The sequence below is a fragment of the Arenibacter latericius DSM 15913 genome (genome assembly GCF_000424985.1).
GTDB lineage: Bacteria > Bacteroidota > Bacteroidia > Flavobacteriales > Flavobacteriaceae > Arenibacter > Arenibacter latericius.
This window is the reverse complement of the sequence record NZ_AUKX01000068.1, coordinates 1-16,153: the sequence shown is the minus strand read 5'-3', so window position 1 is coordinate 16,153 and position 16,153 is coordinate 1. Positions and strand designations below refer to the sequence as shown.

Sequence of the window (16,153 nt, the reverse complement as noted above, 5' to 3'; positions counted from 1 at the left end):
CGTTGGCTTGCGCAAATGTTGTCCCGGGGGAAACTCCGGGACACGACAAACCTTTTTAATATAATAGCACGTTAACACGTACTTTACCTTGCCCTTGCCTTTTCTGGCAAGTATACCCTGTCCCTATTATGTCAACGATATTGCGTATTAAAAACGCGGTGTGTACTCCTTGCAAAAAGCAGGATTACCGCCAAAGATTTTAGGTGGCCATGGCGACGGGGCCCACCCCTTACCATCTCGAACAGGGAAGTTAAGCCCGTCTGCGCCGATGGTACTGCTATACCAAGTGGGAGAGTAGGCCGCCGCCTTTTTTTAAGAGTCCCTTCATCGTAAGATGAGGGGACTTTTTTTTTATCCCTATGTCATATAGAAGCTGCCTCTTCAATTGATACTGGGGTTAAGATGCTTTACTGCTACTAATGAAGGAGCTGCCTCATCACTTGATGATAGGTTAGTAAGGTGCGACCGCGATGCGGCCGTATGGATGCTGTCGTGACAAGTCACGATGCGCTTTCGTCTGCTGGCGCAGAACCTCGGTGGATGCCGTTTAATTGGTGTATGCCTTATCACTGAATGATATGGTGATAATATGCGACCGCTACGCGGCCATGAAGCTACTTCTCAAAATGCCCTTCTATTTCAATAAGAATACACTGTGCTTCCTTTATTTTTCTATATATTGTATACTCAATTCTATAAAATCAACCAACCATGAAAAGCAAACTACAATATTTAATCATTTTTGTGTCTTCTCTTGCCTTTTTGAATGTTAGTATAGGACAGGAAATCAAAAATAAAGACGGATGGATTTCTTTGTTTAACGGGAAGAATCTTGATGGATGGAAGGTTGGAGAGAATGCTAGCACTTTTAGTGTAGAGAATGGTGCTATTAAAGTGGCTGGACCAAAAGCTCATTTATTTTATATGGGAGGAGTGAAAGACCACCACTTTGAGAATTTTGAATTTAAAGCTTCCGTTATGACAAAAGCCAATTCTAATTCTGGTATTTATATACACACTCGCTACCAAGAGGCTAGTTGGCCAATACATGGTTATGAAGTGCAGGTAAATAATTCCCATAGCGATTGGAAACGTACTGGGAGTTTATATGATGTGGTTAATGTAATGGAAACCTATGCCAATGATGATGAATGGTACACCGAATATATAAAGGTAGAAGGTAAACGGATTATTGTTAAAATTAATGATATAGTAGTTGTGGATTATACCGAACCTGAAAGCCCCAAGCGTGAAGGCGAACGTGTACACAGAATTCTCAAGGGAGGAACCTTCGCTTTACAGGGACACGATCCAAAAAGTGTAGTTTATTTTAATAATATTATGGTAAGACCACTCCCTTAATATAGATCACCATACTTACCTCTTACAATAAGTTTATGAAGATTATCAAATTTTTTAGTAGTGTACTGCTAATTGGTACAATAAATAGTTGCGCCCAAAAAGTAGAATTAGCTCCGGAAAAACCTAATGTTGTTTTTATACTAGTAGATGACCTAGGGTTGGTTGACTTGGGGATTATGGGTAGTGAATATTATGAGACTCCCAATATAGATAGACTAGCTAGTGAAGGGATAATATTTACCCAAGGCTACGCTGCTAGTCGTGTATGTAGTCCTTCTAGAGCTAGTATAATGACTGGTAAGTTTACTGCCAGACATGGAATTACAGACTGGATAGGCGCACCTTCTGGAAAAAATTGGCGTAAATTGAATAGACATGATAAATTACTCCCTGCAGATTATATTCATTCATTACCTAAAGAGGATAAAACTATTGCAGAAGCACTAAAAGAAAACGGTTATAAAACATTCTTTGCTGGAAAGTGGCATTTGGGTGGGGAAGGTTCCTATCCGGAAGATCATGGATTCGATTTAAACAAAGGTGGATGGGATAAGGGAAGTCCAATAGGTGGATTTTTCTCCCCATGGACCAATCCAAGCCTTCCAAATAAGATTAAAGGGGAAAACCTTTCAATGCGTCTTGCTAAGGAGACCGCAGAGTTTATCACGAAAAATAAGGATACCACATTCTTTGCTTTCTTATCTTTCTACGCTGTGCATGCTCCTATACAGACTACGGAGTCCAAATGGCAACACTATAGAGAGAAAGCAGAAGAAAAGGGTATACAAGACCAGGGATACCAAATGGAAGGTGTATTGCCAATCCGAATAGTGCAAGATAATCCAATCTATGCAGGCCTTGTAGAAAGTATGGATGATGCGGTAGGAGAAGTATTAAATGCTCTTAGGGCTTCTGGTTTGGAAGATAATACTATAGTCGTTTTTACTTCAGATAATGGTGGGGTTGCTTCAGGGGATAATTTTGCCACTAGTAATTTGCCTTTAAGAGGGGGCAAAGGATATCAATATGAAGGAGGAATAAGGGAGCCCTTTTTTATTAAAGTGCCTTGGTTGAACATTAATGGCACTGAAAATAATCAGCCTGTAATTGGGACTGATTTTTATCCTACAATTTTAGATTTGGCAAATATTCCATTAAAACCTGAGCAGCATATTGACGGAGTCAGTCTTCGTCCCTTGTTAGAAGGAAAGGAAGTGGATATTGAAAGGCCTTTGTACTGGCATTATCCTCATTATGGAAATCAAGGAGGGCAGCCTTCTTCTATTATTCGAAAGGGAGACTGGAAACTTATTCATTATTGGGAAGATGGTAGGGAAGAGCTTTATCATTTGCCTTCAGATATTGCAGAGAAGAACAATGTTCTAGAGAGTAATCAGCAACTAGCAATGGAATTAAGTAATCAGTTAATGGATTGGTTAGAAGAAGTTGGGGCTAAAACCCCTAAATTAGATCCCGAATATGATGCTGAATTGGCCCAGAAACGTAAAGAGCGCATTGTAAATGAAATGTTACCTAGACTAGAAAAGGAACGTTTAAATTATCTCTCTAAAGATTTTAAGTCCAACGCAGATTGGTGGGGGAGTAAAGTTACTAAAGATTGATTTCGTAATTAAACTAAATGCCATATTTGTTTTAAAACGAATATGGCATTTTGTTATTTATAGATTCTGATTTAAAGTGAATTATTTCTGTCGATTACAATATTCCTTATATCCTAGGCAAATCTCCCTCTCCTTTTAAGGGTAAGTTAGAACTTCCCATGAGGAAAGTGTCTACATGGTATGCAGCTTGTCTACCTTCAGAAATGGCCCATACAATGAGCGATTGCCCCCTTCTTTGATCTCCGGCTACAAATACTCCTGGAATATTAGTCATGTAATCGGCTTCACTAGCTTTAATGTTGGTCCGCATGTCGGCTTTAATTCCTAGTTGATCTGCTATGGTCATCTCGGTGCCTGTAAATCCTAGTGCCAATAATGCTAATTCACATTTCCATTCTTTTTCGGTGTCGGGAATTTCTATAAGTTGTGGTCGCTTTCCTGGCTCTTTAATCCATTCTACTTCCGAAGTAATTAGTCCAGTAAGGTTTCCATCAGAATCACCAATAAATCTTTTTGTAGATATACTAAAAAATCGTTCCACACCTTCCTTATGCGAAGAGCTTGTTCTTAATCTCATGGGCCAAAATGGCCATGGTTGATCAGAAGGGCGTTCCAATGTGGGTTTGCCTAAAATTTCAAAATTGGATACAGAAGTGGCGCCATGTCTAAAGGAGGTGCCAATACAATCTGAACCGGTGTCCCCACCTCCAATTACAATAACATCCTTGCCGGTGGCTTTAATTTCTTTTCCAAGTTCCTTAACGCCATCTACTCGTTTGTTATTTTGTTTTAAGAAGTCCATAGCTTGTACTACCCCTTTTAGATTAGCCCCTTCTATGGGTAACTCACGGCGCACCGTTGCCCCACCTGTAAGAACAAGAGCATCAAATTCATCCTTAATTTCGGTTGCCAGAATATCTTTACCAACATGAGTTCCTGTTCTAAATACAATACCTTCTTCTCTTAGGATTGCCACTCTTCGATCTATAATATGTTTCTCCAATTTAAAATCGGGAATACCATATCGTAAAAGACCACCCACTTTTTCATCTCTTTCAAATACAGTTACCAAATGTCCGGCTCTGTTCAATTGTTGTGCTGCTGCCAAACCTGCTGGTCCAGACCCTATAACAGCAACTGTTTTACCTGTTCTTTTAGTAGGTGGGTTGGCAGTCACCCATCCTTTATTGAAAGCAGTCTCTGCTATATTTTTTTCAATATTCTCAATGGAAACTGGGTTTTCATTAATTCCTAATACACAAGCTTCTTCACATGGCGCAGGACATAATCTTCCTGTAAATTCTGGAAAGTTATTAGTAGCGTGTAGTATTTCTGCTGCCTTTTCCCATTTTCCTCGGTACACCGCATCATTAAAATCTGGAATTAAATTTCCCAAAGGGCAGCCACTATGGCAGAAGGGAATACCACAATCCATACATCTAGCACCTTGATCTTTTAACTCCTGCTCTTTCATGGGGAGGGTAAATTCTTTATAATGCTTTACCCTTTCCGTTACCGGAGTATATTCTTCTACTTTTCTATCGAATTCCAAAAATCCTGTTATCTTTCCCATAGTTGGATTATATTGTTTCTAATTTTTCTTTTTCTATACGAAGCAATGCTTGCTTGTATTCTTCTGGAAATATTTTAATGAAATTAGGTAAGCACTCCTCCCACTTTTCTAATATCCGCTGTGCAATGGGACTAAGTGTAGCGTTATAGTGATTCTCAATAAGTTCCTTTAATTCGGCTATATCGGAATCTTCTTCCACAGATAGTAGGTTTAGAGACTCGGAATTACAATGTTTTTTAAAGGTGTTTTTCTCATCAAAAATATAGGCAATACCACCACTCATTCCAGCGCCGAAGTTTCTTCCTACTTCTCTTAGAATTACTGCGGTACCTCCTGTCATATACTCACATCCATGATCTCCTATTCCCTCTACTACGGCTTTAGCACCAGAGTTTCTTACGCAAAACCGTTCTCCCGCTTTCCCGTTTATATAAGCTTCTCCTGAGGTGGCGCCATACAGGGTAACGTTTCCTGTGATAACGTTTTCTTCAGGTTTTAGAGTCGATTTATAGGGTACTTTAACCACTAATTTAGCGCCGGAAAGACCTTTTCCTAGATAATCATTGGTGTTTCCATTTACTACCATAGTAAGTCCTTTGGTGGCAAAGGCACCAAAACTTTGTCCTGCCGATCCGGTGAAGTTTAATTTTAACGTATTTGTAGGTAATCCTTCAGCACCGTAAATTTTGGAAATTTCATTACTAATTATGGCACCTACTGCTCTGTCTGTATTATGGATAGGGAAATCCAAGGAAATTTTTTCCTTTCGGAATAATGCAGGGTGAGCTTGTTCTAGGATTTCAAACTCGATAGAATTTTCTATATCGTGCTGTTGTTTGTTTGTGTTGTAAAACTTTGTTCCAATAGGAACATCAACCTTATGTAAGATAGGACTCAAATCAATGCCTGCCGCCTTGTAATGTGCTAATGCTTTCTTGCGGTCTAATTTTTGTACTTGTCCCACCATTTCATTGATGGTTCTAAAACCTAATTGAGCCATGATTTCTCGTAGTTCTTGGGCAACGAAATACATATAATTCACTACATGTTCTGGTTTTCCTTGAAACTTCTTACGTAATTCAGGATTCTGGGTTGCAATACCAACTGGGCAGGTATTTAGATGACAAACACGCATCATTATACAGCCTGAGGCTACCAATGGTGCAGTTGCAAATCCAAATTCTTCAGCACCTAATAAACAGGCTATGGCTACATCTCTACCTGTCTTTAACTGACCATCACACTCCAAGACCACCCTATTTCTAAGGTCGTTCATTACTAAGGTCTGTTGCGCCTCTGCAATTCCTAATTCCCATGGTAAACCAGCATGTTTTAATGAAGTAAGTGGTGATGCTCCGGTCCCGCCATCATGGCCAGATATAAGGATGACATCCGCTTTTGCTTTTGAAACACCTGCCGCTACCGTACCTACTCCTATTTCAGAGACTAATTTTACATTTATCCTTGCTTTTCGGTTGGCAGATTTTAAATCGAAAATCAGCTGTGATAAATCTTCAATGGAATAAATATCGTGATGGGGTGGGGGAGATATTAATCCCACATAGGGGGTAGAGTTCCTTGTTTTGGCAATAGAGGGATTTACTTTTGGGCCTGGCAACTGTCCGCCTTCACCTGGTTTTGCACCCTGTGCCATTTTTATTTGAATTTCTTTAGCACTAGTTAAATAATTGGAGGTTACCCCAAATCTCCCCGATGCTACTTGTTTAATGGCACTATTACGCCAATCCCCTGATTGATTCTTATAAAATCGTTCTGCATCTTCTCCTCCTTCTCCAGAATTACTTTTACCGCCAATCCTATTCATGGCCACCGCCAAATTCTCATGAGCTTCTTTACTAATGGATCCATAAGACATGGCGCCTGTTTTAAATCGTTTTACAATTTCGGTCCATGGTTCCACCTCGTCTAATGGAATGGGGTCATAATTAGAAAAATCGAATAGTCCACGAATGGTCATTAGGTTTTTCGATTGTTCGTTTATCATTTTTGAAAACTCCTTAAAAGATTTCGGTTCATTATTTCTAACCGCTAATTGAAGTTTTGCAATGGTCAAGGGGTTAAACATATGTTTTTCCCCATCCCTACGCCATCTATATTGTCCGCCAACTTCCAAATCCATATTAGCAGGGATTTCTTGATCGCTATAGGCTTTTTTATGTCGTTTAGAGATTTCCTTTTCAATCTCGTACAGGCCTATTCCCTGTATCCTAGTTGGGGTATTAGGGAAATATTTTTCTACTGTTTTGGTATTTATTCCAATGCATTCAAACAATTGGGATCCGCGATAAGAGTTTAGCGTAGAGATACCTATTTTATTCATCACTTTAAGGACACCCTTTCCAATTGCCTTATTATAATTTTTAATGGCCTCGTCAACGCTGTACTCGGTAATATCGAGCTCTTTAATCTGTTCAGCAATAATTTCATTTACCATATAGGGATTTATAGCGCTAGCACCAAATCCAAATAATAGAGAAAAGTGATGTACCTCTCTTGGTTCTGCTGATTCTATGATAATGCTTAATTGGGAGCGTTTATTTAATCGCTGTAGACCGCTATTTACAAAAGAGCAGGCAAGAAGAGCGGGGATAGGAGCTTTTGTTTTGCTCACATTCCTGTCCGAAAGGATAATAATATTAGTGCCTTCATCTATTGCTTTTTCTGCTTGTTCTAAAATTGATTGTAGCGCATCTTCCAGGCCATTAAGGCCTTTATCTATATCATATAGAATGGGAATGGAAACTACCTTAAAATGAGGGTTTGCATCAAAATTCTTTATTTTATCTAAATCTTCCTTAGAAATTACTGGGTTTTGTATTTTCAATTTCCTGCAATGCAGTTCGGAAAATTCAAATATATTCTGGTCACTACCCAAAGTAAGGCTAATGTCAGTTATAAGTTCTTCACGAATACCATCTAATGGTGGGTTGGTAACCTGTGCGAATAACTGCTTAAAATAGTTGTAAATTAATTGTGGGCGTTCCGATAGCACAGCAATAGGAGTGTCTGATCCCATTGATCCCAAAGGCTCCTTTGCCGTTTTCCCCATAGGAAGAATAATGGTGTCCAAATCTTCTAAAGTGTATCCGAAAATAGATTTTCTTTTTTGTACGGAAGCCTCGTTTAAGAATAGGGGGCAATCGTTATAGGGGATATCTTTTAGATGCACTAAATTATTGTTGAGCCATTTCTTATAAGGATGCCTCACCGCAATTTCTTCTTTTATCTCTTCGTCATTTATTATGCGTCCTTCCTCCATATTTACTAAGAACATTTTTCCAGGCTCTAACCTACCGTGAAGGGCAATGTTCTCAGGAGCAATGTCTATTACTCCTACTTCAGAAGACATAATAACAAAGCCATCTTTGGTAACGGAATATCTAGAAGGTCTAAGTCCGTTCCTGTCTAATACAGCCCCTATATAATTACCATCAGTAAACGGAATAGAAGCGGGGCCATCCCATGGCTCCATTAAACAAGAATGGTATTCATAAAAGGCTTTTTTTGCCTCGGACATTTCTGGATTTTTTTCCCATGCCTCAGGGACCAATATCATCATTACTTCAGGAAGAGACCTTCCAGTCATTAGTAGTAACTCTACGACCATGTCCATTGTGGCCGAATCGGATTTTCCTGGTAATATAATAGGTAGGATGTTTTTTATTTCTTCTCCAAACCAATCGCTTTTCATGAGTTCTTCCCTAGATCGCATTCTGGATACGTTACCTCTAAGTGTGTTTATCTCTCCATTATGGCACATATAACGGAAAGGCTGTGCAAGATCCCAGGTAGGAAAGGTATTGGTTGAGAATCTTTGATGTACCAAGGCGAGTCTAGTTGTCACTCTTGGATCCATAAGATCTGTAAAGTAAAGACTAATGTCCTCTGGCATTAAAAGACCTTTAAAGATGATTATTTTAGTGGATAAACTAGGTACGTAGAAAAAATTGCTTTCGGAAAGCTGGGAATTGTTTACGGTATGCTCCGTGACTTTCCTTGCAATAAATAATTTTAAATTAAAGTTGAAATAATCTTGTTCTTCGTTTTGTTTGGCAACAAAGAGCTGTTTTATAAAAGGTGCTGTTTCTGCGGCTATTCTACCCGGTATAGATTTATTTATCGGAACGTCTCTCCATCCTAATAAATGCAAACCTTGCTTTTTAATACTCTCCTCGAAGATATCAATGCAGTAATTTCTTTGGTTTTCCTTTTGTGGTAAGAAGATGTTGCCCACAGCATAATTTCCAGGTTCCGGTAATTCAAAATCACATTCGTCTTGGAAGAAATTATGAGGAATATCTACTAATATCCCAGCCCCGTCTCCTGTTTTTCCATCAGAACTTACTGCGCCTCGATGTTCTAATTTTTCTAGAATCTCTAATGCTTTATGGATAATATCGTTCGACTTTTCACCCTTCAGACTACATATAAATCCAGCTCCACAGTTATCATGTTCAAACTCCGGAAGATATAAACCTTGCTTCTTCATTCTTTTTGTATTGCATTATTTATTCAAAAGTAGCGAAAAAGCGTGTTTTAATTTAATGAATGCTTATTTTTAATATAAAAAATTCAGTGTTTTGATTCAAACGATGCAAAAAATGCATATTTTAATATTTTAGCTTCTAATATTAGGATTGTCATAATTGATCAACTCTAATAATGAAGAGAAGTGCTATATTTCTAATGTTTATTTTATAAAAAGAGTGAGAACCTTGTTTGGATACAAGACTTAATGGAGTGTTTTTAAATTGTATGTGATTGGTTTGTAGTATAGTAAGTGTTTTTTTTTGATGAGGCTTGGAACATCCTCATAAGAAAAGACCGGTGATTCCTAATAAAATAGGAAACCGGTCTAAAATATATTGTGATAGTAAATCTGTTTGCTTAAGAGGTTGGGAGTAGCTACTAATCCCTTAAAATACTTCTAGAAACAACGATCTTTTGAATTTCTGAGGTGCCTTCGTAGATTTGAGTAATCTTAGCGTCGCGCATCATACGCTCTACATGGTAATCCTTAACAAATCCGTTCCCGCCATGAATTTGGACCGCCTCTATGCTAGTGTCCATAGCAACTTGTGAGGCATAAAGTTTAGCCATTGCGCCAGAAATATCATAATTGTTTCCTTGGTCTTTGTCCCAAGCAGCCTTGTAAACCAAATGTCTTGCTGCTTGTATTTGTGTATGCATGTCGGCTAATTTAAAAGCAATGGCTTGGTGATTCGCAATTTCTGTTCCAAAGGCCTTTCGTTCCTTGGCGTATTTTAGTGAAAGTTCATAAGCTCCCGCTGCTATCCCTAAGGCTTGTGCTGCAATTCCTATTCTTCCGCCAGAAAGTGTTTTCATGGCAAATTTAAAGCCGAAGCCATCTTCACCTAACCTATTTTCTTTAGGTACTTTAACATCGTTGAAAATTAGGGAATGGGTGTCACTACCGCGAATTCCTAGTTTGTTTTCTTTAGGAGCAATTTCAAAACCCGGCATTCCTTTTTCTACTATCAGGGCATTAATTCCTTTATGGCCTTTCTCTATGTCCGTTTGTGCAATTACAATATATGTGTCGGCAGTACTTCCATTGGTTATCCAATTTTTAGTACCGTTTAATATATAATGGTCTCCTTTATCTGTTGCTGTTGTTTTTTGGGAAGTGGCATCGCTTCCTGCTTCAGGTTCAGATAGGCAAAAGGCACCCAGGCACTTTCCACTTGCCAATCTTATTAGATATTTTTCTTTTTGAGCTTCATTACCGTAAGTTTCTAATCCCCAACACACCAATGAATTGTTAACCGATACAATAACGGATGAGGATGCATCTACCTTTGAAAGTTCTTCCATTACCAGTACGTAGGATATGGTATCCATACCGCTACCTCCGTATTTTGGATCTACCATCATACCGAGAAACCCTAGTTCCCCCATTTTTTTTACCTGCTCGGCGGGAAATTCTTGAGCGTCATCTCTCTCTATAACCCCAGGGAGTAATTCGGTTTGGGCAAAATCCCTTGCCGCTTGCTGTATCATTAATTGTTCTTCCGATAGTGTGAAATCCATTCCTAAAAAAAATTTATGAGGTTCTAACAAATATACGGGTATACTATCAAATAATTAGGGAGAATATAAGTTTAAAACCTAATCTATATTTCTATATTTGTTTGTTAAGATACGTTTAATTGTATAACCATATACTCAATATGGGAATATACAGGCTACAATTTCTAGAAAATTAATTAAAAACTCTAGAGTTTAGGTATTGGTAGCAACTAAATCAAATTAATGCAATGGCGAGCACTATGAAAGAATTACTAAAGAAATTTGAAGAAAAGCCGCCGGAGATTGTTTTTAATTGGAAAGATTCGGAAACTAGCGCAGAAGGTTGGGCGGTAATTAATTCCCTTCGTGGAGGAGCTGCCGGTGGTGGTACTAGAATGAGAGAGGGACTAGATATGAATGAGGTGTTGTCTCTAGCTAAGACGATGGAAGTTAAATTCACAGTTTCAGGTCCGCCTATTGGAGGGGCAAAATCGGGTATTAATTTTGACCCGAACGACCCTAGGAAAAATGAGGTGTTAAAACGATGGTATCAAGCCGTTGCCCCTTTATTAAAAAGTTATTACGGTACTGGGGGCGATTTAAATGTAGATGAGATTCATGAAGTGATTCCCATTACGGAAGAAGCTGGGGTTTGGCATCCGCAAGAGGGTGTTTTTAATGGGCATTTTAAACCAACTGAGGCCGATAAGATCAACAGAATAGGGCAATTAAGATTGGGAGTGATCAAGGTGTTAGAGAATAGTAAGTATTCGCCAGATCCCTCTAGAAAATATACTGTTGCAGATTTAATCACTGGGTTTGGAGTTGCAGAGGCAGTTAAACATTTTTATGAGATTAAAGGAGCGTCTGTGGTGGGAAAGAAAGCTATTGTACAAGGCTTTGGAAATGTAGGTTCTGCTGCGGCTTTTTACCTATCTCAAATGGGGGCAAAGATTGTGGGTATCATTGATAGGAATGGGGGCGTGATAAATGAAGATGGATTTTCTTTTGAAGAGGTAACTAAAATGTACCTCAATAAAAAAGGGAATACTCTTAATGAGAAAGAAATGATTTCCTTTGAGGAAATGAATCAAAGGATATGGAACTTACCAGCAGAAATTTTTATGCCATGTGCGGCATCTAGATTAGTGACTAAGGATCAAATCACCAAAATGATTAATACCGGATTAGAAGTTATTAGCTGTGGGGCCAATGTTCCTTTTGCAGATAAAGAGATCTTTTTTGGACCAATTATGCAATATACAGACGAGCAAGTAAGTCTGATTCCCGACTTTGTTTCAAACTGTGGAATGGCACGTGTGTTTGCCTATTTTATGGAAGGGAGAGTGCCTATGGAAGACGAACTGATTTTTATGGACACCTCCAAAACTATTAAAAATGCTTTGTTAAAAATTTGCGAGATTAACAATACTAAAATCAATCTTAGTAAAACAGGATTTGAAATTGCATTAAAACAATTAATTTAGCCAATTGAACATCAAAAATTGGGAACAATAATTGAAGTTCAATATTTGTAAGAAATTTTATATCGAATAGATAATTTATAATCCGAATAATCGTTATTAATACTACACTTATAAAAGAGAATTTATGATATTGTTACAAGACCTTGCTCAAGAGGCAGGAATGGAAGAGTTAGTGTCAGAAGAAAAGACCCTTTCTGTGATTGATTTAATTGTTAGTGGGGGTACTGGAAGTATCCTAATTATATCTGTACTCTTCGCCATGTTATTTGTGGCGCTTTATATTTATTTTGAACGCATTTTTGCGATTAAAGCGGCATCACAGATCGACAGTAATTTTATGAATCAAATACGAGATCATGTAACTAATGGTAAATTGGAGGCTGCAAAATTATTATGTGCCCAGACAGATTCTCCTGTAGCTAGATTAACGGAAAAAGGTATTTCTAGAATTGGTAAGCCTTTGGATGATATAAATACCGCTATAGAAAATGCTGGTACATTAGAAGTGTATAAGCTTGAAAAGAACGTAACTGTTTTGGCAACCGTTGCTGGAGCTGCACCAATGATTGGTTTCTTAGGAACAGTAATAGGGATGATTATAGCCTTTCATGAAATGGCTTCTAGTGGTGGACAGGCAGAAATGGGATCATTGGCAGCGGGAATCTATACGGCTATGACAACTACTGTAGCGGGATTGATAGTGGGAATTATTGCGTATATTGGGTATAACCACTTGGTGAACAGAACGGATAAGGTAGTCCATAAAATGGAAGCTAATGCCGTAGAATTCTTGGATTTATTGAACGAACCCCTGTAGGCTTAAGCACATGAAATTAAAAGGTAGAAATAAGGTTAGTCCAGATTTTAGTATGTCGTCTATGACGGACATAGTATTCTTATTGCTTATATTCTTTATGTTGACAGCAAATTCTCCAAATGCATTGGATCTATTACTACCAAAAGCAAAAGGGAAGTCCACCAATACACAAAATGTATCGGTAAGTATTAATAAGAATTTAGAATATTTTGTAGATAACCAGAAAATTAACGGGAAATACATAGAAATTGAACTAAAAAAAGCACTAGAAGGAAAAGAGAAACCAACAATTATTTTAAGAGCAGAAGAAAGCGTAGCCATTAAAGAGGCGGTAAACGTTATGGATATTGCTAATAGGAATAATTATAAGGTTATTTTGGCTGTGCGACCCAAGTAATGGCATTACTGAACACAAAACATAAGAAAAAATCTTTTACGCTTACAACTGTGTTGCTTAGCGTGCTCTTGCTTTTACTTTTTTATATTGGACTTACCTATATGGATCCTCCATTAGAAAGTGGTATAACCGTTAATTTTGGGACAATGGAATTTGGGAGTGGGAATGTCCAACCAAAGGAGAAAATAAAGTCTCAACCTGTAGAAAAGCCTATTGCCGAACCTAAAGTGCAGGAAGAAAAGGTGGAAGAGCAGGTTTCTAAAGAAGAAGTAGCTATTGAAAAGCCTGCAGAAAAAATTCTTACACAAGAAAGCGAAGAGTCTATTTTAATTAAGCAGCAGCAAGAGGCACAACGCAAGGCAAACGAAGCTGCTAAGAAAGCACAGGCAGAGGCAGAAAGGAAAGCTAGAGAGCAAAAAGAAGCCGAGGAAAAGCTTAGACAGGAGCAACAAGCAAAAAGAAATAAGCTAGATCAATTGATTGGAGGTATCAATAAATCTGAAGGTACGGATTCTGGTAGCGAAGGAGATGATAATCGGGCTGGTGATAAAGGGAATCCAGAAGGTGACCCTTATGCCACAAGTTATTATGGTAGCCCTGGCTCTGGAACAGGATCTGGAGGATATGGTTTAAGAGGAAGATCGTTGGTAAACCAAGGTAAAGTACCACAAGAATGTAATGAAGAAGGTAGAGTAGTGGTCCGAATAGTGGTGAATAGGAATGGAGATGTTGTAGATGCTACACCAGGAGTAAAAGGTACTACCAATAACCACCCTTGCTTATTAGCCCCAGCAAAACAGACCGCTTTAAAACACAAATGGAATTTAGATTCTAATGCCCCAGCGCAACAGACGGGATTTGTTGTTGTTAATTTTAAATTGGGTGAATAACTACTTATGTAAAGGACCCCATAATAGTGTTGGTAGGTCTTAAATGAGACAAGATTCTTAGATTATCACCTGATTTTTATATGCAGTTTTTATCACATTCTTTTAATTCAATCCACAATATTTAATGAACTACCAAGAAACTTTGGCGTGGATGTTTGTACAGTTACCCATGTACCAACAGAAAGGAGCATCTGCTTTTAATGCTAAATTAGATAACATTCGTGATTTTACAGAATATCTAGGTAATCCCGAAAGGAAATTTAAAAGTATTCATGTAGGAGGTACCAATGGCAAAGGATCTAGTAGCCATATGTTAGCCTCTATTCTCCAGGAGGCTGGGTATAAGACTGGTTTATATACTTCACCGCATTTACAAGACTTTAGAGAGCGAATAAGAGTAGATGGGAAACCAGTTTCAGAACAGTTTGTGGTTAATTTTATTAAGGATAATAAAGTCTTTTTAGAAGCTCATAGATTGTCCTTTTTTGAAATGACCGTTGGTATGGCCTTTGAATATTTTGAAAGAGAAAAAGTAGATATCGCTATTATTGAGGTTGGACTAGGTGGTAGATATGATTCTACCAATCTTATCACTCCGGAGGTATCTTTAATTACTAATATAGGATATGATCATGTGGAAGTTTTAGGTGATACCATTGCCAAGATAGCATATGAAAAAGCGGGTATTATTAAGGAAGGTGTGCCTGTAGTGATCAGTGAGCTTCAGGAAGAGACTGCCGTTGTTTTTAATGAAGTGGCAAATGAACAGGGTTCTAAGATAGTTTTTGCCAGTGAAGTTATTCCTAGTAGCTATAAAACTTCTCTTCTGGGAAGCTACCAATTGAAAAATATCAAGGGAGTTGTTGCTACAATACGAGAGTTACATGGTTTTGATGTTAATGAAAATCATATCGTTCAAGGATTAAATAATGTATCTACTAACACTGGTTTATTGGGAAGATGGCAAATATTAGGAGAACAGCCATTGATGGTTTGTGATACTGCTCATAATACGGAGGGGTTAACAATGGTATTAGATCAGATAAAAAAATTAAAGGTTTCAAAATTACACTTGGTTCTTGGGTTTGTAAAGGAGAAGAATTTGGAGCAAATATTCCCGCTTTTTCCAACAAAAGCTCAGTATTATTTCTGTAGACCAAATATTCCTAGGGGCTTGGATGAAAATTTATTAAAAGAGAGGGCAGAAGCCTTTGGATTGGTGGGTGATGCTTATAAATCTGTTGATGAGGCATTTACTGCGGCTAAATCTGTTGCTGAAACTTCAGATTTTATCTATGTAGGGGGGAGCACTTTTGTGGTAGCAGAAATAATTTAATTTTTTTTTGATTTTCTTTTGCAGAAGTAAAAAACAGTCTTATATTTGCACCTGCTTACAGCAAGGGGCGCGCCCCAAGAAGCTAAAAGCAAAATTTTGAAATGAAATAGTGGGGCTCTTAGCTCAGTTGGTTCAGAGCACCTGCCTTACAAGCAGGGGGTCACTGGTTCGAATCCAGTAGGGCCCACAACACGAAACCCTCAGTTTTTACTGAGGGTTTCGTCGTTTTAGGACTTTCCGTTCAAGGTGCAGGATTTTTCATTTGCACTCAATTTGCACGGATCAAGTCAAAAAGTTGTGGGATTAAGGATTTAAGCAAAAATAGTTGTCAGCCTATATAAGAAGAATTCTACGTTCCTGACACCCCTGAACTGTGCCCTAAATGCTTTTATCTTGGCATTGAATGATTCTGCCGAGGCGTTGGTGCTTCTGTTGTCAAAGTAGTTCAGGATATTTTGATAATGGATCGACATTGTCCTGGATATGGTGCTGAAGCTTTTGAAGCTGGCCTGCCTCACTTTTTCGTCCCATTTCGCTAATCTTATGAGTGCCGAGGTTTTGTCTTTTGTATTGTTGAATATCCAAGATAGATTCTGGCATAAATTATATGCTTTCTCT

General features: G+C 38.2%; 11 protein-coding genes, 1 tRNA gene and 1 rRNA gene. 9 read left to right on the top strand and 4 right to left on the bottom strand.

All coding sequences use genetic code 11. The features are described from left to right. The first annotated feature begins 199 nt into the window (after positions 1–199). The 3 genes from rrf to H344_RS0115790 all read left to right on the top strand — a co-directional run bounded on the left by rrf (position 200) and on the right by H344_RS0115790 (position 2,984). Positions 200–311: ribosomal RNA gene (gene rrf, locus H344_RS0115800) — 5S ribosomal RNA — on the top strand. Between the two features lie 400 nt (positions 312–711). Then, positions 712–1,362, top strand: a complete 651-nt coding sequence (locus H344_RS0115795) for a 3-keto-disaccharide hydrolase (RefSeq protein WP_026811182.1) — start codon at positions 712–714, stop codon at positions 1,360–1,362. A gap of 35 nt (positions 1,363–1,397) precedes the next feature. Continuing rightward, a complete protein-coding gene (locus H344_RS0115790; protein WP_157378335.1) occupies positions 1,398–2,984 on the top strand; it encodes a sulfatase in 1,587 nt (528 codons plus the stop codon). Positions 2,985–3,090: 106 nt separating this feature from the next. Here H344_RS0115790 and H344_RS0115785 read toward each other — a convergent pair whose 3' ends face one another. The 3 genes from H344_RS0115785 to H344_RS0115775 form a co-directional block, all read right to left on the bottom strand. After that, on the bottom strand, positions 3,091–4,557 hold the full coding sequence (locus tag H344_RS0115785; protein ID WP_026811180.1) for a glutamate synthase subunit beta: 1,467 nt from the start codon (positions 4,555–4,557) through the stop codon (positions 3,091–3,093). A 7-nt stretch (positions 4,558–4,564) separates the two neighbouring features. Further along, on the bottom strand, positions 4,565–9,067 hold the full coding sequence (gltB, locus tag H344_RS0115780) for a glutamate synthase large subunit (RefSeq protein WP_026811179.1): 4,503 nt from the start codon (positions 9,065–9,067) through the stop codon (positions 4,565–4,567). A 419-nt stretch (positions 9,068–9,486) separates the two neighbouring features. After that, on the bottom strand, positions 9,487–10,629 hold the full coding sequence (locus tag H344_RS0115775) for an acyl-CoA dehydrogenase (RefSeq protein ID WP_026811178.1): 1,143 nt from the start codon (positions 10,627–10,629) through the stop codon (positions 9,487–9,489). A 239-nt stretch (positions 10,630–10,868) separates the two neighbouring features. Between H344_RS0115775 and H344_RS0115770 the strand changes: the two genes are divergently transcribed. The 6 genes from H344_RS0115770 (at position 10,869) to H344_RS0115745 (ending at position 15,722) form a co-directional block, all read left to right on the top strand. After that, entirely contained in the window at positions 10,869–12,095 is a 1,227-nt protein-coding gene (locus H344_RS0115770) for a Glu/Leu/Phe/Val dehydrogenase dimerization domain-containing protein (RefSeq protein WP_026811177.1), read from the top strand. A 124-nt stretch (positions 12,096–12,219) separates the two neighbouring features. After that, a complete protein-coding gene (locus H344_RS0115765; RefSeq protein WP_026811176.1) occupies positions 12,220–12,912 on the top strand; it encodes a MotA/TolQ/ExbB proton channel family protein in 693 nt (230 codons plus the stop codon). A 10-nt stretch (positions 12,913–12,922) separates the two neighbouring features. After that, positions 12,923–13,309, top strand: a complete 387-nt coding sequence (locus H344_RS0115760) for an ExbD/TolR family protein (RefSeq protein WP_026811175.1) — start codon at positions 12,923–12,925, stop codon at positions 13,307–13,309. Further along, complete coding sequence (locus H344_RS0115755; RefSeq protein WP_026811174.1) at positions 13,309–14,199, top strand: hypothetical protein; 891 nt, start codon at positions 13,309–13,311, stop codon at positions 14,197–14,199. The genes H344_RS0115760 and H344_RS0115755 overlap by 1 nt, the downstream gene beginning before the upstream one ends. 124 nt (positions 14,200–14,323) lie before the next feature. Next, positions 14,324–15,535, top strand: a complete 1,212-nt coding sequence (locus H344_RS0115750) for a bifunctional folylpolyglutamate synthase/dihydrofolate synthase (protein ID WP_026811173.1) — start codon at positions 14,324–14,326, stop codon at positions 15,533–15,535. Between the two features lie 112 nt (positions 15,536–15,647). Beyond that, positions 15,648–15,722 (top strand) — tRNA-Val (locus H344_RS0115745). A gap of 124 nt (positions 15,723–15,846) precedes the next feature. On the opposite strand, the gene H344_RS21540 is transcribed toward H344_RS0115745, so the two are convergent. After that, a partial coding sequence (locus H344_RS21540; RefSeq protein WP_240484989.1) for a transposase occupies positions 15,847–16,153 on the bottom strand: 307 nt, incomplete at its 5' end.